Annotated in this window: 30 protein-coding genes; 21 read left to right on the top strand and 9 right to left on the bottom strand. The window is 67.3% G+C overall.

Annotated elements, in window-relative coordinates; genetic code table 11:
• The first annotated feature begins 28 nt into the window (after positions 1-28).
• The 16 genes from ACZK2R_RS04780 to ACZK2R_RS04705 all read left to right on the top strand — a co-directional run bounded on the left by ACZK2R_RS04780 (position 29) and on the right by ACZK2R_RS04705 (position 13,264).
• A complete protein-coding gene (locus ACZK2R_RS04780; RefSeq protein ID WP_032130370.1) occupies positions 29-1,030 on the top strand; it encodes a KpsF/GutQ family sugar-phosphate isomerase in 1,002 nt (333 codons plus the stop codon).
• A gap of 66 nt (positions 1,031-1,096) precedes the next feature.
• On the top strand, positions 1,097-1,645 hold the full coding sequence (locus ACZK2R_RS04775) for a KdsC family phosphatase (protein ID WP_049398160.1): 549 nt from the start codon (positions 1,097-1,099) through the stop codon (positions 1,643-1,645).
• Complete coding sequence (lptC, locus tag ACZK2R_RS04770) at positions 1,642-2,217, top strand: LPS export ABC transporter periplasmic protein LptC (RefSeq protein ID WP_071228064.1); 576 nt, start codon at positions 1,642-1,644, stop codon at positions 2,215-2,217. Before ACZK2R_RS04775 ends, lptC begins: the two co-directional genes overlap by 4 nt.
• 104 nt (positions 2,218-2,321) lie before the next feature.
• On the top strand, positions 2,322-2,873 hold the full coding sequence (gene lptA, locus ACZK2R_RS04765) for a lipopolysaccharide transport periplasmic protein LptA (protein WP_049462882.1): 552 nt from the start codon (positions 2,322-2,324) through the stop codon (positions 2,871-2,873).
• The gene (gene lptB, locus ACZK2R_RS04760) at positions 2,873-3,592 is read left to right on the top strand and encodes an LPS export ABC transporter ATP-binding protein (RefSeq protein WP_049400688.1); all 720 of its coding nucleotides are present in this window, start codon (positions 2,873-2,875) and stop codon (positions 3,590-3,592) included. Before lptA ends, lptB begins: the two co-directional genes overlap by 1 nt.
• A gap of 39 nt (positions 3,593-3,631) precedes the next feature.
• On the top strand, positions 3,632-5,056 hold the full coding sequence (locus tag ACZK2R_RS04755) for an RNA polymerase factor sigma-54 (RefSeq protein ID WP_180838126.1): 1,425 nt from the start codon (positions 3,632-3,634) through the stop codon (positions 5,054-5,056).
• A gap of 58 nt (positions 5,057-5,114) precedes the next feature.
• On the top strand, positions 5,115-5,432 hold the full coding sequence (gene hpf, locus ACZK2R_RS04750; RefSeq protein ID WP_004147311.1) for a ribosome hibernation-promoting factor, HPF/YfiA family: 318 nt from the start codon (positions 5,115-5,117) through the stop codon (positions 5,430-5,432).
• A gap of 21 nt (positions 5,433-5,453) precedes the next feature.
• The gene (locus ACZK2R_RS04745; RefSeq protein ID WP_032130191.1) at positions 5,454-5,906 is read left to right on the top strand and encodes a PTS sugar transporter subunit IIA; all 453 of its coding nucleotides are present in this window, start codon (positions 5,454-5,456) and stop codon (positions 5,904-5,906) included.
• On the top strand, positions 5,903-6,853 hold the full coding sequence (gene hprK, locus ACZK2R_RS04740; RefSeq protein ID WP_005408388.1) for an HPr(Ser) kinase/phosphatase: 951 nt from the start codon (positions 5,903-5,905) through the stop codon (positions 6,851-6,853). The genes ACZK2R_RS04745 and hprK overlap by 4 nt, the downstream gene beginning before the upstream one ends.
• 27 nt (positions 6,854-6,880) lie before the next feature.
• Entirely contained in the window at positions 6,881-7,765 is an 885-nt protein-coding gene (gene rapZ, locus ACZK2R_RS04735; RefSeq protein ID WP_032130190.1) for an RNase adapter RapZ, read from the top strand.
• A 302-nt stretch (positions 7,766-8,067) separates the two neighbouring features.
• Positions 8,068-8,460 carry a PTS sugar transporter subunit IIA gene (locus ACZK2R_RS04730; RefSeq protein ID WP_049462131.1) on the top strand — a complete coding sequence of 131 codons (393 nt, stop codon included), beginning with the start codon at positions 8,068-8,070 and terminating at the stop codon, positions 8,458-8,460.
• The gene (locus ACZK2R_RS04725) at positions 8,453-8,722 is read left to right on the top strand and encodes an HPr family phosphocarrier protein (protein ID WP_005408385.1); all 270 of its coding nucleotides are present in this window, start codon (positions 8,453-8,455) and stop codon (positions 8,720-8,722) included. Before ACZK2R_RS04730 ends, ACZK2R_RS04725 begins: the two co-directional genes overlap by 8 nt.
• A 2-nt stretch (positions 8,723-8,724) precedes the next feature.
• On the top strand, positions 8,725-10,494 hold the full coding sequence (gene ptsP, locus ACZK2R_RS04720) for a phosphoenolpyruvate--protein phosphotransferase (protein ID WP_100437450.1): 1,770 nt from the start codon (positions 8,725-8,727) through the stop codon (positions 10,492-10,494).
• A 194-nt stretch (positions 10,495-10,688) separates the two neighbouring features.
• Positions 10,689-12,050, top strand: coding sequence for a magnesium transporter (gene mgtE / locus ACZK2R_RS04715; protein WP_010483662.1), 1,362 nt, complete (start codon positions 10,689-10,691; stop codon positions 12,048-12,050).
• A 58-nt stretch (positions 12,051-12,108) separates the two neighbouring features.
• On the top strand, positions 12,109-12,375 hold the full coding sequence (locus tag ACZK2R_RS04710; RefSeq protein ID WP_010483664.1) for a hypothetical protein: 267 nt from the start codon (positions 12,109-12,111) through the stop codon (positions 12,373-12,375).
• Between the two features lie 70 nt (positions 12,376-12,445).
• Positions 12,446-13,264 carry a carboxylesterase family protein gene (locus ACZK2R_RS04705; protein ID WP_180838214.1) on the top strand — a complete coding sequence of 273 codons (819 nt, stop codon included), beginning with the start codon at positions 12,446-12,448 and terminating at the stop codon, positions 13,262-13,264.
• Between the two features lie 154 nt (positions 13,265-13,418).
• Here the strand turns inward: ACZK2R_RS04705 and ACZK2R_RS04700 are convergent, their stop codons facing one another.
• From ACZK2R_RS04700 to ACZK2R_RS04685, 4 genes are all read right to left on the bottom strand, one after another.
• Positions 13,419-13,910 (bottom strand): REP-associated tyrosine transposase, encoded by a 492-nt coding sequence (locus tag ACZK2R_RS04700; protein ID WP_180838213.1) that lies wholly within the window; start codon positions 13,908-13,910, stop codon positions 13,419-13,421.
• A 304-nt stretch (positions 13,911-14,214) separates the two neighbouring features.
• The gene (locus tag ACZK2R_RS04695) at positions 14,215-15,165 is read right to left on the bottom strand and encodes an aspartate carbamoyltransferase catalytic subunit (RefSeq protein ID WP_032130186.1); all 951 of its coding nucleotides are present in this window, start codon (positions 15,163-15,165) and stop codon (positions 14,215-14,217) included.
• Positions 15,166-15,180: 15 nt separating this feature from the next.
• Complete coding sequence (gene ruvX / locus ACZK2R_RS04690) at positions 15,181-15,675, bottom strand: Holliday junction resolvase RuvX (protein WP_049400682.1); 495 nt, start codon at positions 15,673-15,675, stop codon at positions 15,181-15,183.
• Complete coding sequence (locus tag ACZK2R_RS04685; protein ID WP_004147177.1) at positions 15,668-16,234, bottom strand: YqgE/AlgH family protein; 567 nt, start codon at positions 16,232-16,234, stop codon at positions 15,668-15,670. Before ACZK2R_RS04685 ends, ruvX begins: the two co-directional genes overlap by 8 nt.
• Before the next feature lie 91 nt (positions 16,235-16,325).
• On the opposite strand from ACZK2R_RS04685, the gene ACZK2R_RS04680 reads away from it, so the two are divergent.
• Complete coding sequence (locus tag ACZK2R_RS04680; protein WP_180838212.1) at positions 16,326-18,113, top strand: DUF4153 domain-containing protein; 1,788 nt, start codon at positions 16,326-16,328, stop codon at positions 18,111-18,113.
• Positions 18,110-18,652 carry a DNA-3-methyladenine glycosylase I gene (locus tag ACZK2R_RS04675; protein ID WP_049400680.1) on the top strand — a complete coding sequence of 181 codons (543 nt, stop codon included), beginning with the start codon at positions 18,110-18,112 and terminating at the stop codon, positions 18,650-18,652. The genes ACZK2R_RS04680 and ACZK2R_RS04675 overlap by 4 nt, the downstream gene beginning before the upstream one ends.
• 73 nt (positions 18,653-18,725) lie before the next feature.
• On the opposite strand, the gene ACZK2R_RS04670 is transcribed toward ACZK2R_RS04675, so the two are convergent.
• Together ACZK2R_RS04670 and ACZK2R_RS04665 are read right to left on the bottom strand one after the other, a co-directional pair.
• A complete protein-coding gene (locus tag ACZK2R_RS04670; RefSeq protein WP_012510275.1) occupies positions 18,726-19,433 on the bottom strand; it encodes a YitT family protein in 708 nt (235 codons plus the stop codon).
• A gap of 110 nt (positions 19,434-19,543) precedes the next feature.
• The gene (locus ACZK2R_RS04665; protein ID WP_014646220.1) at positions 19,544-19,756 is read right to left on the bottom strand and encodes a DUF4287 domain-containing protein; all 213 of its coding nucleotides are present in this window, start codon (positions 19,754-19,756) and stop codon (positions 19,544-19,546) included.
• Positions 19,757-20,227: 471 nt separating this feature from the next.
• Here ACZK2R_RS04665 and ACZK2R_RS04660 point away from each other — a divergent pair, with 471 nt between their 5' ends.
• Positions 20,228-21,127 carry a LysR family transcriptional regulator gene (locus tag ACZK2R_RS04660; protein ID WP_180838211.1) on the top strand — a complete coding sequence of 300 codons (900 nt, stop codon included), beginning with the start codon at positions 20,228-20,230 and terminating at the stop codon, positions 21,125-21,127.
• 82 nt (positions 21,128-21,209) lie between these two features.
• On the opposite strand, the gene ACZK2R_RS04655 is transcribed toward ACZK2R_RS04660, so the two are convergent.
• The 3 genes from ACZK2R_RS04655 to ACZK2R_RS04645 form a co-directional block, all read right to left on the bottom strand.
• A complete protein-coding gene (locus ACZK2R_RS04655; RefSeq protein WP_180838210.1) occupies positions 21,210-22,193 on the bottom strand; it encodes an aldo/keto reductase in 984 nt (327 codons plus the stop codon).
• 180 nt (positions 22,194-22,373) lie between these two features.
• On the bottom strand, positions 22,374-23,537 hold the full coding sequence (locus ACZK2R_RS04650; RefSeq protein ID WP_049400675.1) for a PilT/PilU family type 4a pilus ATPase: 1,164 nt from the start codon (positions 23,535-23,537) through the stop codon (positions 22,374-22,376).
• A gap of 78 nt (positions 23,538-23,615) precedes the next feature.
• Complete coding sequence (locus ACZK2R_RS04645; RefSeq protein WP_006422551.1) at positions 23,616-24,653, bottom strand: type IV pilus twitching motility protein PilT; 1,038 nt, start codon at positions 24,651-24,653, stop codon at positions 23,616-23,618.
• A gap of 87 nt (positions 24,654-24,740) precedes the next feature.
• Between ACZK2R_RS04645 and ACZK2R_RS04640 the strand changes: the two genes are divergently transcribed.
• Positions 24,741-25,418 carry a YggS family pyridoxal phosphate-dependent enzyme gene (locus tag ACZK2R_RS04640; protein ID WP_032127730.1) on the top strand — a complete coding sequence of 226 codons (678 nt, stop codon included), beginning with the start codon at positions 24,741-24,743 and terminating at the stop codon, positions 25,416-25,418.
• Between the two features lie 18 nt (positions 25,419-25,436).
• Positions 25,437-26,258, top strand: a complete 822-nt coding sequence (gene proC / locus ACZK2R_RS04635; protein ID WP_180838209.1) for a pyrroline-5-carboxylate reductase — start codon at positions 25,437-25,439, stop codon at positions 26,256-26,258.
• The last annotated feature ends 11 nt before the right edge of the window (positions 26,259-26,269 follow it).

Raw genomic sequence — 26,269 nt, 5'->3', positions numbered from 1 at the left:
CATTCTACTTCCGCTGCGTGGCGTCCGCATGGCCGAATCCCTGTTGCCCCCCCGTTCCGTCGACCCTGCCGGCCTGGTCGCCAGCGGCCGCCGCGTCTTCGAGATCGAGCGGCAGGCGCTGGACGCCGTGGCCGACCGCCTTGGCGAGGCGTTCCAGCAGGCCTGCCAGGCGATCCTGGCCAGCCGCGGCCGGGTGGTCGCCACCGGCATGGGCAAGTCCGGGCACATCGCCCGCAAGATCGCCGCCACCCTGGCGTCCACCGGTACGCCGGCGTTCTACGTGCACCCGGGTGAAGCCGGCCACGGCGACCTCGGCATGATCACCGAGGACGACGTGGTGCTGGCGCTGTCCTATTCGGGCGAGTCGGACGAAGTGCTGATGCTGCTGCCGGTGCTCAAGCGCCAGGGCAACGTGCTGATTTCCATGACCGGGCGCCCACAGTCCAGCCTGGCCACCGCCGCCGACATCCACCTGGACGTGAGCGTGCCGGCCGAGGCCTGTCCGCTGGCGCTGGCGCCGACCTCCAGCACCACCGCCTCGCTGGCGATGGGCGACGCGCTGGCCGTGGCCCTGCTCGACGCACGCGGCTTCACCGCCGACGATTTCGCCCGTTCACACCCGGCCGGCAGCCTCGGCCGCCGCCTGCTGCTGCACATCACCGACGTGATGCACACCGGCGACGACCTGCCCAGCGTGGGCGCCGACGCCAGTCTCAGTGAAGCGCTGATGGAGATGAGCCGCAAACGGCTGGGCATGACCGCCGTGGTCGATGCCGGCGGCGTGCTGATCGGCCTGTTCACCGACGGCGACCTGCGCCGCGCGCTGGACAGCGCGCTGGACGTGCGCACCGCCAAGATCGCCGATGTGATGACGCGCAACCCACGCACCATCGGCGCCGACCAGCTGGCGGTGGAGGCGGCCCGGCTGATGGAGACCCACAAGATCACCGGCCTGATCGTGGTCGATGACCAGGGCCGTGCGGTCGGCGCCCTGAACATTCATGACCTGTTGCGGGCCCGGGTGGTTTAACCGACAGTCCGTAGACCCCATTCAGTCTGTACTGCCCCACCCGAACCCACCGAGCCTGCCGCCCTGATGCCCTGGTCCCCCCTGCCCGCCTTCCCTGCCCACCTGCATGCCGCCGCGGCCCGTATCCGCCTGGCCTGCTTCGACGTGGACGGCACCCTCACCGACGGTCGGCTGTACTACGACAAGGACGGCAACGAGAGCAAGGCATACTTCGTGCAGGATGGCCTGGGCCTGAAACTGCTGCAGCAGCACGGCATCCACCCCGTGCTGATCACCGCGCGCAACAGCCAGTCCGCGCTCAAGCGCGGCGCCGACCTCGGCATCGACACCCAGATCGCCGTGGGCGACAAGCTGGCCAGCGTGCAGGCGCTGTGCGCGCAGCATGGCATCGGCCTGGAACAGGTGGCCTTCATGGGCGATGACCTGCCGGACCTGGCGCCGCTGGGCGCGGTCGGCCTGGCCGTGGCGCCGGCCAACGCCCATCCGTGGATCGCCGAGCGCGTGCACTGGCAGACCCGTGCCGATGGCGGGCGTGGCGCCGCGCGCGAGCTGTGCGACATCCTGCTGGCCGCGCAGGGGCATGTGGATGCGGTGCTGGCGAGGTTCGGCGCATGAACCTGCCGACCGTGAACTGGCGCACCCTGCTCGGCATCGGCCTGCTGCTGGCCGCCCTGCTGAGCAGCTGGGCGGCGCTGCGCAACCGCGACAAGGGGCCAGCCAGTGGCGGCCAGGAAGTGGGCGTGGATTACATCCTGCACGACTTCCAGATCGTCGCCCTGGATGAGCAAGGCAAGGAATCGACCACGCTGCGTGCGCCGTTGCTGGAACGCCAGCGCGGTGACCAGACCATCAACATCGCCACGCCGTTGTTCGAGATGCCGGACAAGGATGGCAGGCACTGGACCCTGCGTGCCGAAACCGGCTGGCTCAGCGCCAAGGGCGACGAGATGAAGCTGCGCGGCAATGTCGCCGGCGACAGCCCGGTCGGCCCGGGCACGGTGCCGACCACCTTCCGCACCGATCATCTGGACGTGTTCCCGAAGGAAAACCGCGCCCGCACCGACGCCCTGGTGACCATGACCCGCCCGGGCATGGAACAGTCCGGCGTCGGCTTCGAAGTGGATTCGAAGAACAACACGTATCATTTCCTCAGCCAGTCCAAGGGCCGCTACACGCCCAAACGCTGATTCCGCCGCCAGCCTGCGACGTCTCCGGACAGGCGCAAGGCCGGCAGCCCCACCCGCCCGCCCCCGGTCCACCCGGGAGGCCCCCACCGGTAGAACGGACCCCGATGAAGATTCCCTTTGCCGCCGTACTCGCGCTTGGTCTTCTTGTCCCCAGCGCCGCCTTCGCCAAGTCCACCGACCGCAACGAAGACATGCACATCGATTCCGGCGCCCAGTCGGGCATGCTCACCGGCGACGGCAAGACCGTGCTGTCGCAGGGCGTGATCATCACCCAGGGCACGCTGGACCTGCGCTCGTCCGAGGCCGAGATCTACCTCAAGGACGGCGAAGCGGTGCGTGTGGTGTTCACCGGCAAGCAGGCCAAGATGAAGCAGCAGCTCGATGATGGCACCTGGATGGACGCGCTGGCCGATCGCATCGACTACGACATCAAGACCGAGATCATCACCCTGACCGGCAACTACAAGGTCACCAGCGCGCGCGGCACCAATGCCGGCCAGCGCATGATCTACAACACCCGCACCGGCGAAATGAACTCCGGTGGTGACGGCAGCCGCGTGCGCACCGTCATCCCGCCGAAGAACAAGACCCCGGCCGCACCTGCGGCACAGCCCAAGGCCACCACGCCGGCACAGCCGGCCGGGAGCAGGAAGTAATGCTCGTCGCCAAGGGCCTGCGCAAGAAGTACAAGCAACGCGAAGTCGTCAAGGACTTCGGGCTGACCCTCGACGCCGGTGAAGTGGTCGGCCTGCTCGGCCCCAACGGCGCCGGCAAGACCACCTGCTTCTACATGATCGTCGGCCTGGTTGCCGCCGATGCTGGCAGCATCGTGCTCGACGGCAAGGACATCACCGGCGACCCGATGTATACCCGGGCCAAGCAGGGCGTGGGTTACCTGCCGCAGGAGCCGTCGGTGTTCCGCAAGCTGACCGTGGCCGACAACATCCGCCTGGTGCTGGAGCTGCGCGAGGGCCTGGATTCGGCTGGCCGCGAGCGTGAATTGAACAGCCTGCTCGACGAACTGCAGCTGGGCCACGTCGCCGACCAGCTCGGCGCCAGCCTGTCCGGTGGCGAACGTCGCCGCTGCGAGATCGCCCGTGCCCTGGCCGCGCAGCCGCGCCTGATCCTGCTCGACGAACCGTTCGCCGGCGTCGACCCGATTTCCGTCGGCGAGATCCAGCGCATCGTCACCCATCTCAAGCAGCGTGGCATCGGTGTGCTGATCACCGACCACAACGTGCGCGAGACCTTGGGTATCTGCGACCGCGCGTATATCCTCGCCGAGGGCAGCGTGCTGGCCCAGGGTTCGCCGGAAGCGATCCTGGACAACGCCGATGTACGTCGCGTCTACCTCGGGGATTCCTTCAAGCTGTGAAGCAGTCGCCGGGTTCCTCTCCTTCCCTTCGGCACAGGCATGAAGACTCGGCTGCAGACATCGATGGGACAGCAGCTGGTGCTCACGCCCCAGTTGCAGCAGGCGATCAAGCTGCTGCAGATGTCCACCACCGAGCTGGAGCTGGAGATCGCCCAGGCGGTGGAAAGCAATCCGCTGCTGGACTGGGCCGACAGCAGTGACAGCAGCAGCGCCGGCAACGAAGGCAGCGATGGCAACGACGGTGACGCCCCCGCAGAACGTACCGATGCTGGTGACGACTGGGCACCGGCCGAACTGGACTGGAGCGCGGCCGGCAGCGGCGGCAGCTTCGACGATGACGACGACACCGGCAGCGCCGCCGAGCGCGTAGCCGAAACCGAAACACTGGCCGACCATCTGCTGTGGCAGCTGCATCTGTCGCATCTGTCCTCGCGTGATCGCAGTATCGGTGCCGCACTGATCGATGCGCTGGACGACGACGGTTACCTGCGCGAGCCGCTGGCCGGCATCGCCGAAACCCTGTTGCCGGCGATCCACGCCGACGAGGACGAGATCCTCGCCGTGCTGCATCGCATCCAGCGTTTCGATCCGGTCGGTGTGGCTGCACGCACGCTGGGCGAATGCCTGCTGCTGCAGCTGGATGTGCTGGCCGGTGACACGCCCGGCCTGGTGCTGGCGCGACAGATTGCCGCAGGCCCGCTGGAACGGCTGCCGCGCAGCGGCGTCGCCGGGCTGGCCCATGAACTGAAACAGCCCCTGGACGAGGTCGAGACGGCAGTCACCCTGCTGCGCTCGCTGGACCCGCGCCCGGGCACGCAGATCGCACCGCTGTCGCAGGACACCTACGTGGTGCCGGATGTGGTGGTGTGGCGGCAGAACGGCGTATGGCGCGCAGCGCTGGCCGCGCATGCCGGGCCGAAGGTGGTGATCCACCGCGGCTACGAACAGCTGATCCGACGTTGTGGCGACGCCGATGCCGGCTACCTGCGTGCCCAGCTGCAGGAAGCGCGCTGGCTGCTGAAAGGGCTGCAGCAGCGTGGCGAAACCCTGCTGCGGGTGGTACGCAGCCTGATCCTGCAGCAGGCCGGCTTCCTCGAATTCGGCGAGCAGGCGCTGCGTCCACTGACCCTGCGCGAGATCGCCACCGAGCTCGGCCTGCACGAATCCACGGTCTCGCGCGCGATCGCCCGCAAGCACGTGCGTACCCCGCGCGGCACCCTGCCGCTGCGCGCCTTCTTCGCCTCGGGCATCGATACCGAGGGCGGTGGCGAGGCGTCCAGCACGGCCATCCAGGCGATGATCCGGCGCCTGATCGACGACGAGAACCCACGCAAGCCGCTTTCTGACGCCAAGCTGGCTGACCTGCTCAAATCGTCGGGAATTCCAGTAGCGCGACGCACCGTGGCGAAGTATCGTGAAGCCATGAACATTTCCGCCTCGCACGAAAGGGTCAGAATCGCTTGACGCGCCGCCGCGCCCGGCGGAGAGGTTCATTGGCACATCCGAACACAGGAGAAACCCGATGCGCATCGAAACGTTTGGCAAAGATGTCGAAGTCACCCCGGCCCTGCAGTCCTATGTAGAGGAGAAGCTGGCCCGGATCGGCAAACACTTCGACCAGCACTGCGAAGCGCGGGTGACCCTCAAGCTGCAGAAGACCGAACACCACGTCGACGCCAGCCTCAACATTCCCGGCCAGACCCTGCACGCCGAGGCCAATGCCCAGACCATGTATGCCGCGATCGACCTGCTTGCGGACAAGCTTGACCGTCTGGTGATCAAGCACAAGGAGAAAAAACAGCAGCACGCACCGCTGCCGGTGGGCGACAATGGTGGCTGATCGCCACCGTTCCCCGCAGACATGCCCCTGACTGACCTCCTGGCGGCCGTGCAGACCCAGCTCTGCACGGCCACCGACCGCGACAGCGTCCTGCAGGCCGCCGCCGGGTTGCTGGCCTGCCGCCAGGCCAACGCCGAACAGATCTATCTGAACCTGTGTCAGCGCGAAGCGCTGGGCAGCACCGCGATCGGTCACGGCATCGCCATTCCCCACGGCCGCGCGCCAACCCTGGACCGCCCCCGCGGCGCCCTGCTGCGGTTGGCCACCCCGGTCGACTTCGGTGGCGACGAGCCGGTGGACCTGGTGTTCGCCATGGCCGTCCCCGCCCACTACACCCACCAGCACCTGATGCTGCTGTCCGAGCTGGCCGAGCTGTTTTCGGCGCCCGACATCCGCCAGGCCCTGCGCGAAGCGGGCGATGCCCGGGCGCTGCGCGAGGCGCTGGACATGACCCCACCTGCGAGTGCCGCATGAATACCAGCATCACCGCCCGTGAACTGTTCGAACAGCAGCGCGAGCGGCTGGGGCTGCGCTGGGCTGCCGGCAAGTCCGGCGAGAAGCGCGAGCTGGAGGCCGGCAACACGGTCTCGCGGCGTCCATCGCTGGCTGGTTATCTCAATGCGATCTACCCCAACAAGGTGCAGATCCTGGGCACCGAAGAGCTGTCCTGGCTGGATGCGCTGGAACCACGCCAGCGTTGGGAGACCATCGAAAAGATCATGCAGTCGCACCCGCTGGCGCTGGTGCTGACCCGCAACCAGGCCTGCCCGGAAGACCTGCGCGCCGCCGCGGATGAATCCGGCACGCCGCTGTGGCTGTCACCCAAGCGCGGCCACGAACTGCTCAACCATCTGTCCTACCACCTGGCCCGCACGCTGGCGCCGCGGGTCATCCTGCATGGCGTGTTCATGGAGATCTATTCCATCGGCGTGCTGATCACCGGCGAGGCCGGATCGGGCAAGAGCGAACTGGCGCTGGAGCTGCTCAGCCGCGGCCACCGCCTGGTCGCCGATGATGCGCCCGAATTCACCCAGATCGCGCCCGACGTGCTCGATGGCACCTGCCCCGAACTGCTGCAGGACCTGCTGGAAGTGCGCGGCCTGGGCGTGCTGAACGTGCGCGAGATGTTCGGCGACACGGCTGTAAAGAAGAACAAGTACCTTCGGCTGATCGTCCACCTGACCAAGCCGATGACCGAACCCACCCCGCATGGCTACGAGCGCCTGACCGGCGACTCGGGCACCCGCCATGTGCTGGACCTGGATGTACCGCTGATCACCCTGCCGGTGATGCCCGGCCGCAACCTGGCCGTGCTGACCGAGGCCGCGACCCGCCTGCACATCCTGCGCACCAAGGGCATCGACCCGGCAGCCATGTTCATCGCCCGCCACAGCAACCTGCTGGAACGGCGAACACCCTGATTCCCCTGTCCTTCGAAGAGCCTGTCCATGAGCACCGTCACCCCCTCCGCCCCGACCCTGATCATCGTCAGCGGCCTGTCCGGCTCGGGTAAATCCGTCGCCCTGAAGACCTTCGAGGACCAGGACTACTACTGCTCGGACAACCTGCCGATCAATCTGCTGCCCGACTTCGTGCGCAGCCTGCTGGCCAACCACGACGGCAGCGCACCACGCCGCCTTGCCGTAGGCATCGACGTGCGCGGCCAGGCCGACCTGAGCCAGCTGGGCGACTGGCGGCAGCTGGCCACCGATGCCGGCGTGGAAGTGAAGGTGCTGTTCTTCGAGGCCAGCGACGAGGCCGTGCTCAAACGCTACGCCGACACCCGCCGCCGCCATCCACTGAGCCAGCTGGGCCTGTCGCTGCCCGAAGCGATCGCGCGTGAGCGTGAATTGACCGCACCGCTGCGCCGCGAGGCCGATGCGGTGATCGATACCAGCAATCTCAACGTGCATCAGCTGCGGCGGCGGATCATCACCGAGTTCACGATGGACCATGCCACCGGCCTGTCGTTGCTGTTCGAATCGTTCGCCTACAAGCGCGGCGTGCCGGCCGAGGCTGACTTCGTGTTCGATGCGCGGGTGCTGCCCAATCCACACTGGGACCCGGATCTGCGTGCGCTGAGTGGCCGCGAACCGGGCGTGCGCGACTACCTGGAAGCGCAGCCGGACGTGCAGCGCTACCTGACCCAGCTGATGGATTTCCTCGATACCTGGCTGCCGAAGCTGGGGGATGGCACCCGCAGCTATGTGACCGTGGCCTTCGGCTGCACCGGCGGCAAGCACCGTTCGGTGTTCCTGGCCGAGCGCCTGGCCCGGCATGCCCGCGAGATGGGCTGGGAAGACGTGGCGACCTACCACCGCGAACAGGATTGAGGGGTGCGGCCGGGCTGCGCCCGGCACCCGCGGGTAGTGCCGGCCGCTGGCCGGCAACAGCAAAAGCAAAAGCGGCATTCCCTGGGATGGCGAGGCGGTGTGCTGTTGGTGGGTGTCGACCTTGGTCGACACAGTAGATCCACGCCATGCGTGGATGAATCCCGGTCAGGCATCGAAAAACGGATGGGGTCGGATCCTTTTCCAACGGAAATGGGCTCCGACCCGAGCAACACTGAATACGGGACACAGTGCCCCTCATCTGCTGCTATCGCCAATTCACCTTGACCTGTTAACGTGCAGTAATGACCTGTGGCATTCTCCTCGTAACACATCCCGGGGTCGGGACCGCCCTGCTAGACGTGGCGACCCGGCTCCTGCGGCAATTGCCGCTGAAAACCGAAGCTTTCGAAGTACCGTTCGACGCAGACCTGGACGCCCTGCTCCCGCTCGCCTCAGCCGCTCTGCGGCGGGTCGACAATGGTGAAGGCGTGCTGATCCTGACCGACCTGTACGGCGCCAGCCCCGCCAACCTTGCCGGGCAGCTGGCCCGGCTGGGGACCCCGGTTCGCCGGGTGTCGGCGCTGAGCCTGCCGATGTTGCTGCGGGTGATGAATTATCCGGAACAGGGACTGGATCAACTGCCCGCCACAGCCGCGGCGGGTACCCGTAATGGAGCGATAGTCGACGATGCTTGAACGAGAACTCACCGTGAGCAACCGCCTGGGCCTGCACGCCCGGGCCACCGCCAAGCTGGTGCAGACCCTGGCGCCGTTCCGCTGCAACGTGACCATGGCCGCCAAGGGCCGTGAGATCAACGCCAAGAGCATCATGGGCGTGATGCTGCTGGCCGCCGGCCAGGGCACCCCGGTCACGGTGCGCATCAACGGCGAGGACGAAGCCGCCGCGATGGAAGCGGTGGTCGGCCTGTTCGAACGCCGCTTCGACGAGGACAGCTGAGCGTGCCACGCGCGCGCGCCGGCCAGGTCCCTTCCGGCCAGCGGCCGGTACAGCTGCTGGCCGGGCACGGTGCTGCCCGTGGCGCGGCGATGGGCCGGGCGCGGGTGCGCCTGCCACATGCGCTGGAAGTGGCCGAGCAGCGCGTCGCCGCCCATCAGGTCGAGGCCGAGCTGGCCCGCCTGCACCGCGCGGTGGATGCCGCGCGCACCGAAATGCACGAACTGCGGCAGCGCCTGCATGGCGCCCTGAACCAGGAGGTGGGCGAGTTCCTCGACCTGCATGCCCTGCTGCTGGACGACCCCGAGCTGTTGTTCGGGCTGGACGAGCTGATCCGCAGCGGCCCGTACAGCGCCGGCTATGCGCTGCGCCTGCAGCGTGACCGCTTGGCCAAGGTCTTCGATGGCATGGACGATGCCTATCTGAAGAGCCGCATGGACGACCTCGACCATGTGATCGGCCGCATCCACGCCTTCCTGCAGCCCGAACGCCCGCCGGTGATGAAAGGCCTGGCCGGTGAAATCCTGGTCTGCGACAACATCGCGCCCTCCGAGCTTGCCCAGTTGCAGGCGCAGGGCGTGGTCGGCATCGTCACCGCCGCCGGCAGCGCGCTGTCGCACAGTGCGATCCTGGCGCGCAGCCTGCACCTGCCCTTGATCGTCAACGTGCCGCAGCTACTCAGCCGCATCGCCGATGGCGACGTGCTGATCATCGATGGCGCCGACGGCAGCATCACCGCCAACCCGCAGGCCGACAACCTGCGCGACTACCGCGCGCGCCTGAAAGAACATGCGCGCGAGCAGCGCGAGCTCGGCCGCCTGCGCAGCAAACCCAGCCGTACCCGCGACCAGGTCGACATCGCCCTGCTGGCCAATGCCGAATCGCTGGAGGACGTCACCCAGGCGCATGCGCTGGGCGCGCAGGGGCTGGGCCTGTACCGCACCGAATTCCTGTTCCTGCAGCGCAACGAGCTGCCGGACGAAGAAGAACAGTTCCAGACCTACCGCGATGCCGCGTTGGGCATGAGCGGGCGACCGGTCACCATCCGCACGCTCGATCTGGGCGCGGACAAGGCCGACCGCACCGGCCTGACCCTGAGCAACGAAGAAAACCCGGCCCTGGGACTGCGCGGCGTACGCCTGTCGCTGGCACGGCCCAAGGTGGCCGACACCCAGCTGCGCGCGATCCTGCGCGCCTCGGCCTACGGCAAGCTGCGCGTGCTGGTGCCGATGGTCAGCACCCGCGAGGAACTGCTGGCGGTGCGCCGGCGCATGCTCAAGCTGACCGAACAGCTGCGCAGCGAAGGCCACATGGTGTCCGACCATGTGCCGCTGGGGGCGATGATCGAGGTGCCCGCTGCGGCGTTGGCGCTGGAGAGCTTCATCGACCTGGTCGACTTCCTGTCGATCGGCACCAACGACCTGGTGCAGTACCTGCTGGCCGCCGACCGCAACAACGAGGCACTGGGCGAGCTGTATTCGCCGCTGCATCCGGCCGTGCTGCGGTTGCTGCAGATGGTGATCGAGACCGGCGCGCGGCATCGCATTCCGGTGGCGGTCTGCGGTGAGATGGCCGGTGATGCACGGATGACTCCGCTGCTGCTGGCGCTGGGCCTGAGCGAATTCAGCCTGCACCCCGGCACACTGCTGGAGGTGCGCCGCGCGATCCGCGAGGCCGACCTGGCCGCGCTGCGCGCGCGCGCACCGAAGCTGCTGGCCGCACGCGACCGCCGCGCGATCGAGCGCTGGCTGGCGCTGGTGGCGGATACGCCCTGAGCGCCAAGGGTAGTGCCGGCCGCTGGCCGGCAACCTCATGGCCTTCGATGGGGCCGCTTGCCGGCCAGCGGCCGGCACTACCACCGCCCGGCGGCTATGCGTTGAAACATCCCCTTGCGATAATGACGCGCTGAACACCCCTGTTGCCGCATCCTTGCCGGGATCGCGGCTTTTCTTATCCCGCGGGAGCTGCGATGGCTGAAGCTGTACGCCACGACAAGACTGCGCGCCAACTGCGGATGCTGTCCGACGCACTGGACAGCGGTCGGCTGGGCCCGGTGCGCCGCCTGGTCAACACCCTGGCCCCGGCCGAGATCGGCAACCTGCTCGAATCGCTGCCGCCGGGCAAGCGCGAGGTGGTCTGGGGCCTGGTCGATCCGGAAGATGACGGTGAGGTGCTGGTCCACGTCGGCGACGACGTGCGCGAGAGCCTGCTCGCCGACATGGACCCGGACGAGATCATCGCCGCGGTCGAAGACCTGGACATCGACGATCTGGCCGACCTGGTCGAAGATCTGCCGGACACGGTCATCGACGAAGTCCTCAAGTCGATGGACCGCGAGAACCGCGAGCGCTTGGAGCAGGTGCTGTCCTACCCCGAGGACAGCGCCGGCCGCCTGATGAACCCGGACGTGGTGACCGTGCGCGCCGACGTCAACGTTGACGTGGTGCTGCGCTACCTGCGCCTGCGTGGCGAACTGCCCGACCACACCGATCATCTGTTCGTGGTCAGCCGTCGCCATCAATACCTCGGCCGGGTGTCGCTGGCGGCACTGGTGACCCACGAGGACACCACCCCGATCAACCGCCTGATCGACGACGAGCAACCGGCGATCGATGTCGGCGAAAGCGACCAGGAGGTCGCCCGCCAGTTCTCCGACCATGACTGGATCTCCGCGCCGGTGGTGGACGACAACAACATCCTGGTCGGCCGCATCACCATCGATGACGTGGTCGACATCATCCGTGGACAGGCCGAGCACCAGGCGCTTGGCGCCGCCGGCCTGGACGAGGACGAGGATCTGTTCAGCCCGGTCTGGCGCGCCATGCGCCGCCGCCTGATGTGGCTGTCGGTCAATCTGTGCACGGCATTCCTGGCGTCCAGCGTGGTCGGCCACTTCGAGGGCACCATCGACAAGCTGGTGGCGCTGGCGGTGCTGATGCCGATCGTTGCGGGCCTCGGAGGCAACGCCGGCACCCAGGTGCTGGCGCTGATGGTGCGTGGCCTGGCGTTGGGCCAGGTGGGCGCCTCCAACGCGCGCACGCTGCTGTGGAAGGAAGTGCGGGTCGCCTTGTTGAACGGCGTGATGCTGGGTTCGGTGCTGGGCCTGATCGTACTCGCTTGGTTCCACTCGCCCGGGTTGTCGGCGGTGATCGCCATCGCGCTGACCTGCAACCTGCTGTTCGCCGCGTTGGCCGGCGTGCTGGTGCCACTGACCCTGAAACGCTTCGGCTTCGACCCGGCGCTGGCCAGCGGCATCTTCCTGACCGCCGTGACCGATTCGATGGGCTTCTTCACCTTCCTCGGCCTGGCCACCCTGGTGCTGCTGCACTGACCGCATCAAGGATCGGGCCCCGCCAAGCGGGCTCGGACCCCACTCAACGGGAACACCCATGGCAACAACGATAGAAAACTACTTCCAGCCCGGCTGGCGCGACCAGCAGCACACCTGCCCGGCCTGCGAATGGAAGGGCAGCTCGCGTGCCATGGAGATGGAGCTGGACGAGGACGCCACCGAGTACGACTGCCCGGTCTGCGAGAACCCGCTGCTGGTGGTGCTGCACCCGGATATGGCGCAGGTGCAGGCTGCGGCCGCCGAAGGCAATGCCGAGGCACAGGAGCAGCTGGACATCATCGCCAGCTTCCCGCGCCCGCAGTGACGCGGCGCATGATGCCGGGCCGACGTTGGCGGACTACGATGCAGGCGTTCTCGCCGCTTCGGAAAACCCCATGGTCCGTTTGCTGTCGCGCTGGCTGCCATTGCTGGCCCTTCTGATGATGAGCGGTTGCACTTCGCTGCCGGACAGCGCGCGTGGCCGCTTCGAAGCACGTGCGGTGAAGGTGGACGGGCACACGGCTTACTACCAGGTGTTCATTCCCGCGGGCCTGCAGGCCCGCAGCCCTGGTGGGCAGACGCCCGCAACCTCCAACGTCCCGGTCATCCTGTTCCTGCACGGTTCGGGCGAGCGCGGCGCCGATGGCATCAAGCAGACCCACGCCGGGCTGGGGCCTTATCTGCGCGAGCATCCCGACTTCCCTGCCCTGGTGGTGTTTCCACAGGTACCGGGCCATGAGGAATGGAGCGGCCGCAACAACCGTGCGGCCGTTGCCGCGCTGGACGCGACGATCACCGAGTTCGGCGCCGACCCGGCACGGCAGTACCTGACCGGCATGTCGATGGGCGGCTACGGCAGCTGGAACATCGCCCTGGATGACCCGCGCCGCTTTGCCGCGATCGTCCCCGTGTGCGGTGCCGTGCTGGCACCACGCGCAAAGCGCCCGACCCTGTTCGTCGAGCAGGTCGCCCAGGAAACCGATCCGTATGCCGTGATCGCGCAGCGCCTGCAGCACACGCCGGTCTGGATCTTCCACGGCGCGCTGGACGACGTGGTGCCTCCGGATGACGACCGCAGGCTGCATGCCGCATTCCAGAGCGCCAACGCACGCGATGTGCGCTACACCGAGTACCCGGAAGGCAATCACAATGCCTGGGACGCTACCTACGCCGACCCGGCCATGTGGGCGTGGCTGTTCGCGCAGAAGCGCTGAACCGCAGTTTCTGCTGGGAAACAACTGTTGGTGGATGCCTACCCGTTGCTCGGCTTGGGTATTGGTGGATGCCTACCGTTGCTCGGCTTGGGTATTGGTGGGTGCCGACCGTTGGTCGGCTTGGGTATTGGTGGGTGCCGACCGTTGGTCGGCACTATCTCTCCGCCTCGGGGTAATCCATTGCTTGGTACCTCCCATCGATCTCCCATCGGCACCAGGCATACGGATACTCTCCCACGCAGCTCACCAAGTTCGCCCTGACCGGGTTGGCGACGATGTACATCGCATGGCGAAACAGTGATTCTTCAGAACGAATGGCATGATCGTGATAGCTCGATTGCCAGAATGGTCCTGTCCTGCCCAGCATGCGGTTGATCCGCAATTCACTGCTCGATTTGAATCGTTGCATGATGTAGTCCAGCGAGAACGCACGGAGCTCCACAAGCCAATGGATGTGGTCCGGCATGACTACATAGGCAAGTGAGTACGTCAGGCCTTCAGTATCAAGGCGACGGACCACGTCCATCACCAACTGCGCCGCTGTGGCATCGTCGAAGTAGCGTCGACGCCCCTGGGTGACGGTCGTCAGGATGTAGGATTGCCCGATCCGGGAATGGCGGCCAAGCCTCAGGCGTGCGCGGTTCATGGGTACAAGCGTGTGCCTCCCGACCGCCTTCTTCTATCGGGCAACCCCATCAGTCCAGGTAGGCCCGTAGCTATTCAATGTCTGAGCCCGGCACTTCACGGGACTGATGGTTCTGTGCCGACCAACGGTCGGCACCCACCCAGACAGTTCAAGGTGAATCCTATTTGTGCCGACCAACGGTCGGCACCCACCCAGACAGTTCAAGGTGAATCCTATTTGTGCCGACCAACGGTCGGCACCCACCCAGACAGTTCAGGGTGAATCCCTTTTGTGCCGACCAACGGTCGGCACCCACCAGGGCAGGTCAGCCCAGCAGCGTTTCCAGCACGGCCATGCGCACGGCGACGCCGTTGGCGACCTGGCGCAGCACCCACGACTGCGGGCCGTCGGCCACCTCGTCGGTCACTTCCACGCCGCGGTTGATCGGGCCTGGATGCAGCACCGCGGCATCCTTGCCGGCGCGGGCCAGGCGTTCGTTGGTCAGGCCGTACTGCGCGTGGTACTGCTCCAGCGACGGCACCAGGCCTTCTTCCATGCGCTCGCGCTGCAGGCGCAGCATCATCAGCGCGTCGACGCCTTCCAGCATCGCGTCGAAATCATCGCCGACCACGCAGCCCTTCAGGGTCTCGTCGTCCGGCAGCAGCGACTGCGGGCCGCACACGCGGATCTCGCCCACGCCAAGCGTACGCAGCGCATGCAGGTCGGTGCGGGCCACGCGCGAGTGCTTCACGTCGCCGACGATCACCACTTTCATCTTCGAGAAATCCGGGCCCTTGGCCTGGCGCAGGGTCAGCATGTCCAGCAGGCCCTGGGTCGGGTGCGCGCTGCGCCCGTCACCGGCGTTGATCAGTGCAGTGCCCTCACCCGCTGCCTCGGCCAGTGCGGCCACGGCGCCATCATCGGGGTGGCGCACCACGAAGCCGCGCACGCCCATCGCCTCCAGGTTGCGCAGCGTGTCGCAGGCGGTTTCGCCCTTGCGCGTGGACGAGGTCGATGCATCGAAGTTCAGTACGTCGGCGCCCAGGCGCTGCGCGGCCAGCTGGAACGAGCTGCGGGTGCGTGTGGACGGTTCGAAGAACAGCGTGCACACCGCCGAACCGGCCAGCACGTGGCGCTTGTTGCCGACACGACCGACCGCGGCGTCGCGGATCTGCCCTGCCCGGTCAAGCAGCTGCAGCAGGGTGTCGCGCGGAAGGCCTTCGAGGGTCAGCAGGTGGCGCAGGCGGCCGGAGGCATCGAGTTGCTGGGCGGTCATGGCGGTGTCGGGCAGTCAGGGAATGGGGGTGGCGTCGTCCGGCGACGACAGCCAACGGTCGATGATCACCGCCGCGGCCACGGCATCGAGGGCGGCCGCATCACGGCGGCGCTTGCGCCCTTCGGCGCGCTCGACGGCGAAGCGGCGGGCGGCCTCGACCGAGCTGGAACGCTCGTCGATCATCACCACCGGCAGCTTGAAACGTTCCCGCAGCTGGCGGGCAAAGCCCTGCGCGCGCTTGCGGTTGGGCTGGTCCTGGCCGTCCAGGGTCAGCGGGTCGCCGACCACCAGGCCGTCGGGCTTCCATTCCTTGAGCAGGCGTTCGATCGCGGTCCAGTCCGGGCCGTTGCCGTGCACATCGACCACGGCCACCGCGCGCGCATGCGCAGCGAAGGCACTGCCGATGGCCACGCCGATACGCCGCGAGCCAACATCGAAACCCAGAACGGTGCCATCACGGCGGATGGCCGGGGCAGCAGAATCCGGCGCGGGCGCGATGGGCTCAGACATGGCCGCTGTAGTCGGTCAGCCGGAACAGGTCCACACCGATACGCGAGGCTGCACCCTGCCAGCGCTGCTCCAGCGGCAGCTGGAACACCAGCTCGGCATCGGCCGGCACGGTCAGCCAGCTGTTCTCGGACAGCTCGCTTTCCAGCTGCCCTGCGCCCCAACCCGCACAGCCCAGCGTGACCACGGCATTGGCCGGGCCTTCGCCACGTGCCATCGCTTCGAGGATGTCGCGCGAGGTGGTCAGGTACAGGCCTTCACCCACGATCAGGCTGGAATCCCATGCGCGTGCGTCGTCATGGATGACGAAGCCGCGCTCGGGATGCACCGGGCCGCCGTTGAGCACCATGCGCGCCTGCAGGTCGCCATCACCGGTGGTGATGTCCATCTGTGCAAGCACTTCCCCCAGCGTGTACTCGGAAGGCTGGTTGACCAGCACGCCCATCGCCCCGTTCTCGTCGTGCTGGCAGATCAGCGCGACGCTGCGGGCGAATGTCGCGTCGAGCAGCGACGGCAGCGCGACGAGCAGGTGATCGGCAAGGGAAGTCGGCGTAACAGGCATGGGCCCATTCTACCTGCTGGGGGCGGGATGGTCGCGCGATGGCGCCGAACCGCGATGGGCTAGGATGGTGCTTTGCCATGGAAGGTCATCGATGCAGTCTTCATCGCCCCTGACCCTGCCGGCACGCAGCGCCATCGTCCTGATCGCGCTGCTGCAGGGCCTGATGCTGTATGCCGCGCAGGAGCTGTCCGATGCGTGGCCGTTCCGCGATATCGGCTGGCGCTACTGCTGGTACGCCTGGGTGCTGGCCATTCCCAGCGCGGTGGCGCTGAGCCTGGTCGAGCTGGGCCAGCGCCGCCTGTGGCTGCAGGCCGCGCTCGGCTCGGCGGTGGTGCTGGCGCTGGCCGCCTGGACCGGCTGGAACCTCAACGGCGAGACCGCACTGGAATCGGGCGCGCTGCAGTTCCCGCTGACCCTGGGCATGGCCGTGGCGGTGTTCGTGGCCCTGCCCTGGTGGCAGTTCCAGCTGCAGCACGGGCATTGGCGTGCCAGCTACCCGGAGCTGTTCGAGCGCGCCTGGCAGAATGGTTTGACCCTGGCCCTCGCCGCGCTGTTCACCGGGCTGACCTGGCTGCTGTTGTGGCTGTGGGCGGCGCTGTTCCAGCTGCTCGACGTGACCGTCTTCCGCGACCTGTTCCGGCAGGACGCGTTCATCGCGCTGGCCACCGGCAGCCTGGCCGGGTTCGGCGTGCTGATCGGGCGCACCCAGCACCGCGCGATCCAGATCACCCGCCAGGTGCTGTTCGCGATCTGTCGCGGGCTGCTGCCGCTGCTCTCGTTCATTGCCGTGCTGTTCGTGCTGAGCCTGCCGCTGACCGGGCTGGAACCGCTGTGGAAGACCCGCTCGGCCGCCAGTCTGCTGCTGGTGCTGTCGCTGCTGCTGGTGTCATTCACCAATGCGGTCTACCAGCAGGGCGACGACACCGCGCCCTACCCCGTCGTGCTGCGCCGGCTGGTCGAGGCCAGCCTGCTGGCGCTGCCGGTCTATGCGGTGCTGGCGCTGTATGCACTGGGCCTGCGCGTGGTGCAGTACGGCTGGACCCTGGACCGCTTCTGGGCGGTGCTGATCGCGTTGGCCGTGGCCGGCTATGCACTGGGCTACGCGCTGGCGGTAGTGCGCCGGCAGGGCCGCTGGCTGCAGACGCTGGAGCCGGTCAACCGCTGGATGTGTTGGGCGGTGCTGGCACTGGCATTGCTGGGCAACTCGCCGCTGCTGGACCCGGTGCGGCTGACCCTGTCCAGCCAGTTGGCGCGCCTGCGTGCGGACCCGCCAGCGATCACCAGCAGTGACGTCAACGTGCTGCGCTTCGATCTTGGGCGCCGTGGCGTGCAGGCGCTGCGCGAGCTGCAGCGTGATCCGGCCATCACCGCCGATGCCAACGCGCCACAGGTGATCGCTGCCGCGCTGGCACGTACCTCGCGCTGGGACGATGGACAGCGCCTCGACAAGGGTCTGCAGGACGTCGCCGCCCTGCAGCGCGCGCTGAAGCTGGCCAAGGGATCCAGCTCGCCACCGGACGATTGGTGGCAGGCACTGGCCACCCGCGCGATCAATGGCGAATCGTGCGCCCAGAGCGAGCGCGACTGCCTGATCGTGCATCGCGACCTGGATGGCGACGGCAACGCCGAGGTACTGCTGTGCGAGCTGTACACCCACCGCGGGCCGGACTGCGTGCTGTACGCACGTGGCAGGGATGCCCAGTGGCGCCGCGCCGGTTCGCTGTTCGGCACCGTCAGCGGCCAGGCCGAGGCGATCAACCAGGCCCTGCGTGACGGCGAACTCATGCTTGTGCCACCGCGCTGGCCGATGCTGTCCATCGGCGGGCGCCCCGCGGTGGCCATCGATCCCGAACCCGAATCCAACGAGTCTTCTCCATGAGCGGTTACTGCCTCATCGCCCCGGGCCATCCGGTGCACGACTACTACCACGCCAACGAATACGGCTTCCCGCAGCGTGACGAGCGCGAGCTGTTCGAGCGGCTGGTGCTGGAGATCAACCAGGCCGGGCTGAGCTGGGAGACCATCCTGAAGAAGCGCGAGGGCTTCCGCGCGGCCTATGACGGCTTCGATGTGGACCGCGTGGCGGCGTATGCCGAGCAGGACATCGAACGCCTGCTGTCGGACGCGGGCATCATCCGCAACCGGCTGAAGGTGCTGGCGGCGATCCACAACGCACAGGTGATCCAGCAGCTGCGGGCCAGCCACGGCAGCTTCGCGGCGTGGCTGGACGCGCACCATCCGCGCAGCAAGGCCGACTGGGTGAAGCTGTTCAAGAAGACGTTCCGCTTCACCGGCGGCGAGATCACCGGCGAATTCCTGATGAGCCTGGGCTACCTGCCCGGTGCGCACGCCGAGGACTGCCCGGTGCATGCGCGGCTGCTGACGCTGTCGCCGCCGTGGTTGCAGGCCTCCCGGTAGCGCCGGCCGCTGGCCGGCAACCTCGGAACGCCTCAGGTGTTGCCGGCCAGCGGCCGGCACTACCGTCGAATCGTCACACGCCCATGTAACGGCCCGGGCGGTGGTTGAACATCAGCACCAGGCTGAGCACCACCGCGCCGATCGCCGAGTACAGCACCTTCGACGGCGACAGCACGAAGAACGCGGCCACCATCAGGCAGGCGTCGTAGGACATCTGCACCTTGCCCGCGCTCCAGCCGCGGGTGCGCTGCAGGTACACCGCCAGGATACCGATGCCGCCGAGGCTGGCGCGGTGGCGGATGAAGAACAGGATGCCCAGGCCGGACAACGCACCACCGACGATCGCCGAATACAACGGGTTGATGTGCGAGAAGTCGATCCAGCGCGGCAGCAGGTCGGTCAGCACGCCACAGGCGGTGACCGCGGCGAAGGTCTTCAGGGTGAATTCCCAGCCCATGCGCCGCAGCGCCACCCAGTAGAACGGCAGATTGACCAGCACGAACACCAGGCCGAAGTTCCAGCCCATCGAGTAGTGCAGCAGGAAGGCCATGCCGGCCATGCCGCCGATCATCAGCCCACCCTTGGCGAAGATGGCCAGGCCCAGCGAGGCCACCATCGTAGCCAGCACCATGCCCTGCACGTCCTCGGCAATCGAGTGGCGAAGCGCTTTTTCGTCGGCGGTGGTGCCGGCGCTGTCGGGCGGCGGGGTCAGCGGACCAGCGGTGACCAGGTGGCCGTCAGCGTCGTCGCACGGCGCAGAGCCATGGGCGGGAAGGGACATACGGGTGGGGAACAGCAGGTGGGGAGCGGTATTAGACACGATCTGCATGACAGTTGCAGATGAAATCGTTCAGCTGAATGCGCCCCGCCCGATCTCCGGCCCGCCGCTGCTCAGCCCTTGCCGGCCAGATGGTGCGCCACCAGCGCATTGGCATGGCCATGGCCCAGCCCATGCTCACTTTTCAGGAAGCTGACCAGTTCCATGTGTTTCAGGCCCTTCTTCCCGGCCAGCAGCCCGAACCAGTGCGCCACCGGCTGCCCGTAGGTCTTCTCGATGGAGGGGAAATACGAGGCCGGGCCTTTCGGCTTGGTGTCAGTGCTCATGTGCAGCTCCCGTTGAAGTCATTCATTCGACGAACCACAGTCCCTGAAATCGACACACCCTCACGTCGTGGGGCCGGATCCCGTGCCGACCAACGGTCGGCACCCACCAACAGCAGCGGGAAATTGTCGAAGGCGGGGCGGCTCAGGTTGCGGGGTGTAAGCCGCATGGGCCCGAGGCATGCCTCGGGCGGGTTGGGCAGGATGCCCAGCCCCGGTCTTGCCGTGTGCGCAGGACAGCGCACACGAGCAAGCGCGACCGAGCTTCATGGGTGAGGGCGCTTTGCTTGCGAAGCACTGCTTCGCAAGCGCCCGAACGCACAGCCGCCAGCGGCTGGGCCGGGCCCCGGAGGGGGACTTGCGCCGTCCCCCGCGACCTGAGCCACCTCGCCTCCCACGGGAAGCCAGCTTTTGACGTTGCCGTTGACGTTGATTCGGCAAGTGCCGGGCGCAGCCCGGCCGTATCATCCCGTCATGCCCCGCGAAAACCTCAACGACCTGCAGGCCTTCGTCCACGTTGCCCGCGAGGGCAGCTTCACCAAGGCCGCCGCCCAGCTGGGCGTGTCCCAGTCCGCGCTCAGCCATGCCATGCGCGGCCTGGAAGAGCGCCTCGGCGTGCGCCTGCTGACCCGCACCACCCGCAGCGTGTCCACCACCGAAGCCGGTGCGCGCCTGCTCGAGACCCTCGCCCCGCGCCTGGCCGAGATCGAGGACGAACTGGCCGCACTGGCCGAGTACCGCGAACGCCCGGCCGGCACCATCCGCATCAATGCCACCGGCCATGCCGCCGAATACATCGCCTGGCCGCGGCTGGCGCCATTGCTGCAGCAGTATCCGGACCTGAAGGTGGAACTGGCTGCAGACTACGGCCTGGCCGACATCGTCGCCGAGCGCTACGACATCGGTATCCGCCTCGGCGAACGGCTGGCGCGCGACATGATCGCGGTACCGGTCAGCCCACCGCTGCGCATGCGCGTGGTCGGTGCGCCCAGCTACTTCCGCCAGCATGTGGTGCCACGGCATCCGCACGACCTGGCCAACCACAACTGCATCACCCTGCGCCTGCCTACGCATGGCGGACTGATGCCGTGGGATTTCGGCCGGGACGGCAACGAACTGAGCGTGCGCGTGACCGGTCAGTGGACCTTCAACACCATGGGCATGACCCGCGCGGCTGCACTGGCCGGCAGCGGGCTGGCCTGGCTGCCGGAAGACCAGGTGCAGCCGATGCTGGACGATGGCCGGCTGCAGTCGGTGCTGGACGATTGGTGCCCGCACTTCGATGGCTACTACGCGTATTACCCGTCACGCCGCCACGTCACCGTGGCGATGCGCACGGTGCTTGATGCGTTGCGCGGGCCGATGGCTGGATGAGGTGTGCGGACCAACGGTCCGCACCCACCTCAGTTTGCACCCACCCCGGTCCGCACCCGCCAGAGTCAGGGTGGCCCGGCGGTCAGCCCTTGGCCTGCGCGGCGCGCTGCGCGTTGTAGCGCTCGCCGACGATGGAGATTTCCTCCAACGTCAGCGCGATGCGCTGCAGTTCCTCCGGCGCCAGCTGCAGGTCAGCCGCGCCCAGGTTTTCTTCCAGGCGATGGACCTTGGTGGTGCCCGGAATCGGCACGATCCACGGTGCCTGCGCCAGCAGCCAGGCCAGCGCTACCTGCGCCGGCGTCGCGCCACGTGCGGCAGCGATCGTGCTGATGCGGTCAACCAGCGCCTGGTTGGCACGACGCGCCTCCACTTCAAAACGCGGTACGGTGTTGCGGAAGTCGTTGGCGTCGAAGGTGGTATCGGCGTTGATCGCGCCGGTCAGGAAGCCACGGCCCAGCGGGCTGAACGGCACGAAGCCGATACCCAGTTCCTGCAACGTCGGCAACAGTTCGCGCTCCGGCTCACGCCACCACAGCGAGTACTCGCTCTGCACGGCGGCCACTGGCTGCACCGCATGCGCACGGCGAACGGTCGCGGCGCTGGCCTCGGACAGGCCGAAGTGGCCGACCTTGCCCTCGGCGATCAGGTCGCGAACGGTGCCAGCGACATCCTCGATCGGCACGTTGGGGTCGACGCGGTGCTGGTAGAACAGGTCGATATGGTCGGTGCGCAGGCGCTTGAGGCTGGCCTCGGCCACCGCGCGAATGTTCTCGGGGCGGCTGTCCAGCCCGGTATCGACGCGCGCATCCTTGAAGCCGAACTTGGTGGCGATCACCAGCCTGTCGCGGTACAGCGCCAGCGCCTCGCCGAGCAGGTCTTCGTTGGTGTAGGGGCCATACACTTCGGCGGTGTCGAAGAAGGTCACGCCACGCTCGACGGCGGCCTGCAGCAGGGCGATGCCCTGGCTGCGCTCCACCGGTTGGCCGTAGCCATGGCTCAGGCCCATGCAGCCCAGGCCCAGGGCGGAGACCTTCAGGCCACTGCGGCCGAGTTCACGTGTCTGCATCGTCGTGCTCCAGAGGGGGAGCGCTGACGATACGCCTGCAAGGGCAACCGATTGAATGCGCAGCGTTGCAGTTGGTCATGACTGGAATTCATCAATACGCGCAGCCGCCCGCCCGTAGCGTCGAGCTTGCTCGACTCGACAAGAACAGTCGAGCAGGCTCGACGCTACGGAACACCCAGGTCACCGGATCTCGGAAATCTCCACGCCATCCAGCCCCTGCGACAGGGTGCGGGCGTCGCCGCCCTGGCTGAGCTTGATGCGCAGGCGCACTTCGTTCTGCGAATCGGCGTAGCGCAGCGCGTCCTCGTAGCTGATCTCGCCCGCCTGGTACAGCTCGAACAGGCTCTGGTCGAAGGTCTTCATGCCCAGCTGGACCGAGTCCTTCATCACTTCCTTCAGCTTGTGGATCTCGCCGTCGCGGATGTAGTCCTGCACCAGCGGCGTGCCCAGCAGGATCTCCATCGCCACCTTGCGCGAGCGGCCATCGGGCGACGGCACCAGCTGCTGCGCGACCACGCCCTTGAGGTTCAGCGACAGGTCCATCAGCAGCTGGTTGCGGCGGTCTTCCGGGAAGAAGTTGACGATGCGGTCCATCGCCTGGTTGGCGTTGTTGGCATGCAGGGTGCACAGCACCAGGTGGCCGGTTTCGGCAAACGCGATGGCGTGGTCCATGCCTTCGCGGGTACGCACCTCGCCGATCATGATCACGTCCGGCGCCTGGCGCAGGGTGTTCTTCAACGCGGCTTCCCAGCTGTCGGTATCGATGCCGACTTCGCGCTGGGTGATGATGCAGCCCTCGTGCTTGTGCACGAATTCGATCGGGTCTTCAATGGTGATGATGTGGCCAGTCGAGTTCTGGTTGCGGTAACCGATCATCGCCGCCAGCGAGGTCGATTTACCGGTACCGGTGGCACCGACGAACAGGATGATGCCGCGCTTGGTCATCGCCAGCGTCTTGATGATCGGCGGCAGGCTCAGCTCTTCCACGGTCGGAATGCGCGTCTCGATGCGACGCAGCACCATGCCGACCTGGTTGCGCTGGTAGAAGCAGCTGACGCGGAAGCGGCCGACGCCGGACAGGCCGATGGCGAAGTTGCACTCGTGGGTCTTCTCGAATTCCTCGCGCTGCGCCGGGGTCATCACGTTGAGGACCAGGTCGCGGCTCTGCTGCGGCGTGAGCGGGGTCTGCGTGATCGGCGAGATCTTGCCGTTGACCTTCATCGCCGGCGGCATGCCGGCGGTGATGAACAGGTCCGAGGCGCGCTGGTGCGCCATCAGCTTGAGGAACGAAGTGAAATCGATGGTGGTCGCGGTGGTGTTCACGGCGGGCTCCCAATGGGGCATGTACCAGGAAACGGTCGGAGGCGGAAACGGCGCGGGAACGGCGGCGCACTGGCGCCCGCCGCCCCGTTGCTGCCCGCCTTACTCGAACAGGCGCTTGTCCTTGGCGTAGTCGCGGGCCTGGTTGCGGGTGATCAGGCTGCGCTTGACCAGGTCCTGCAGGTGCTGGTCCAGGGTCATCATGCCGTACTGCTGGCCGGTCTGGATCGCCGAGTACATCTGCGCCACCTTGTCCTCGCGGATCAGGTTGCGGATGGCCGGGGTGCCGACCATGATTTCCCACGCAGCGGTACGCCCGCCACCGACCTTCTTCAGCAGCGCCTGCGAGATCACCGCACGCAGCGATTCGGACAGCATCGAACGCACCATCGGCTTTTCGCCGGCCGGGAACACGTCGATGATACGGTCGATGGTCTTGGCCGCCGAGCTGGTGTGCAGAGTGCCGAACACCAGGTGGCCGGTTTCCGCGGCGGTCAGTGCCAGGCGGATGGTTTCCAGGTCACGAAGTTCGCCGACCAGGATGATGTCCGGGTCCTCACGCAGTGCCGAGCGCAGCGCTTCGTTGAAGCCATGCGTGTCGCGGTGCACTTCGCGCTGGTTGATCAGGCACTTCTGCGAGGTGTGCACGAATTCGATCGGATCCTCGACAGTGAGGATGTGGCCGTATTCGTTTTTGTTGATGTAGTCGATCATCGCCGCCAGCGTGGTCGACTTGCCCGAACCGGTCGGACCGGTCACCAGGATCAGGCCCTGCGGCTGCTGGATCACTTCGCGGAACAGCGGCGGGCAGGCCAGGTCCTCGAGGGTGAGCACCTCGGACGGAATGGTACGGAACACCGCACCGGCACCGCGGTTCTGGTTGAACGCGTTGACACGGAAGCGCGCCAGCGACGGGATCTCGAAGGAGAAGTCCACTTCGAGGAATTCCTCGTAATCGCGGCGCTGCTTGTCGGACATGATGTCGTACACCAGCGCGTGGACCTGCTTGTGGTCCAGGGCTGGGATGTTGATCCGGCGCACGTCGCCGTCCACGCGGATCATCGGCGGCAGGCCTGCGGACAGGTGCAGGTCGGACGCTTTGTTCTTTACGGAAAACGCCAACAGCTCGGCGATATCCATGAGCGGCTACTCCCCAATAACGGCTTCGACTGGAAGGATCTTTCCCCGGGCGGCAGTATAGCCTCCTGATTCAACGGAACGCGTTACGTGGCCACTCCCCTGCCCCAGATCCTGAGCAACCTGCACGCCGCCGCCGAGGCCGCTGGCAGGCCCGACCCACGCCTGCTGGCGGTGTCCAAGACCCAGCCGGCCGAGGCCGTGGCCGCGCTGGCCGCACAGGGCCAGCACGCCTTCGGCGAGAACTACGTGCAGGAAGCACTGGCCAAGATGCAGGCGCTGCAGCACCTGGCGCTGGAATGGCACCTGATCGGCCACCTGCAGTCGAACAAGGCCGATGCCGTGGCCAGCCATTTCGACTGGGTGCAGAGCGTGGACCGTTCCAAGCTGGTGACCGCGCTGGCACGCCATCGCCCGGCCGCGCGTGGCCCGCTGAACGTACTGATCCAGGTCAACATCGACGATGAATCCAGCAAGCATGGCTGTGCACCGGAAGAAGTGGATGCACTGGCCGCCGCGATTGCCGCCGAACCCAGCCTGCGCCTGCGTGGCCTGATGGCGATTCCCGCACCGTGGCCGGAAGCGGAGCGCCGTCGGGATGCATTCGTGCGCATGCGCACACTTTTCCAGTCGCTGGCTGCCCAGCACGCGCGGATCGACACGCTGTCGATGGGCATGAGCAGTGACTACGCCGAAGCCATCGCCGAGGGTGCCACCCTGGTACGCATCGGCACCGCCCTGTTCGGCGCCCGCCCGCGCCCGGCCTGATTTTCCAAGGAGACTTCCATGGCAGCTGATTCCATCACCTTCATCGGCGGCGGCAACATGGCCCGCAGCCTGATCGCCGGCCTGATCCGCCAGGGCGTGCCTGCCGCACACATCCACGTGGCCGAACCGGCTGCAGCACTGCGCGAGTCACTGGCGGCGGACTTCGGCGTGCAGGTGCACGACAACGCCGCCGATGCCGCCGCGCACGGCCGCACCTGGCTGCTGGCGGTGAAGCCGCAGGTGCTGCGCGATGTGTGCCAGTCGCTGCAGGCGCTGGCGCAGGCGAACCAGCCGCTGGTGGTGTCCCTTGCCGCCGGCATCACCAGCGCCCAGCTGGAACGCTGGCTGGGCGGGAACCTGCCGGTGGTGCGCGCGATGCCGAACACACCGGCCCTGCTCGGCGCCGGCGTGACCGGCCTGTACGCCACCGCGTCGGTGGATGCGCAGCAGCACGCACGCGCCGAACAGGTGCTGGCCAGCGCCGGGCGCACGGTGTGGATCGACAGCGAGTCGCTGATGGATTCGGTCACCGCCGTATCCGGCAGTGGCCCAGCCTATGTCTTCCTGCTGGCCGAAGCGATGGAAGCGGCGGGTATCGCACAGGGCCTGCCTGCAGAAGCGGCGCGCACGCTGGTGGTGCAGACCCTGCTGGGTGCCTCGCGCATGCTCGATGAAGCCGGCGAAAGCCCGGCCGAACTGCGTCGCCGCGTGACCTCGCCCAACGGCACCACCCAGGCCGCGATCGAGAGCTTCCAGGCCGGTGGTTTCGAGGCGCTGGTGGATAAGGCGCTGCGCGCCGCGCAGGTGCGTGGGCAGGAATTGTCGGCGGCGAATGATTGATCCCGATGTGT

Source organism: Stenotrophomonas sp. 96582_Sma (assembly GCF_056480905.1).
Note: the sequence above shows the minus strand (reverse complement) of the source record. Positions and strands in the feature narration are given on the sequence as shown.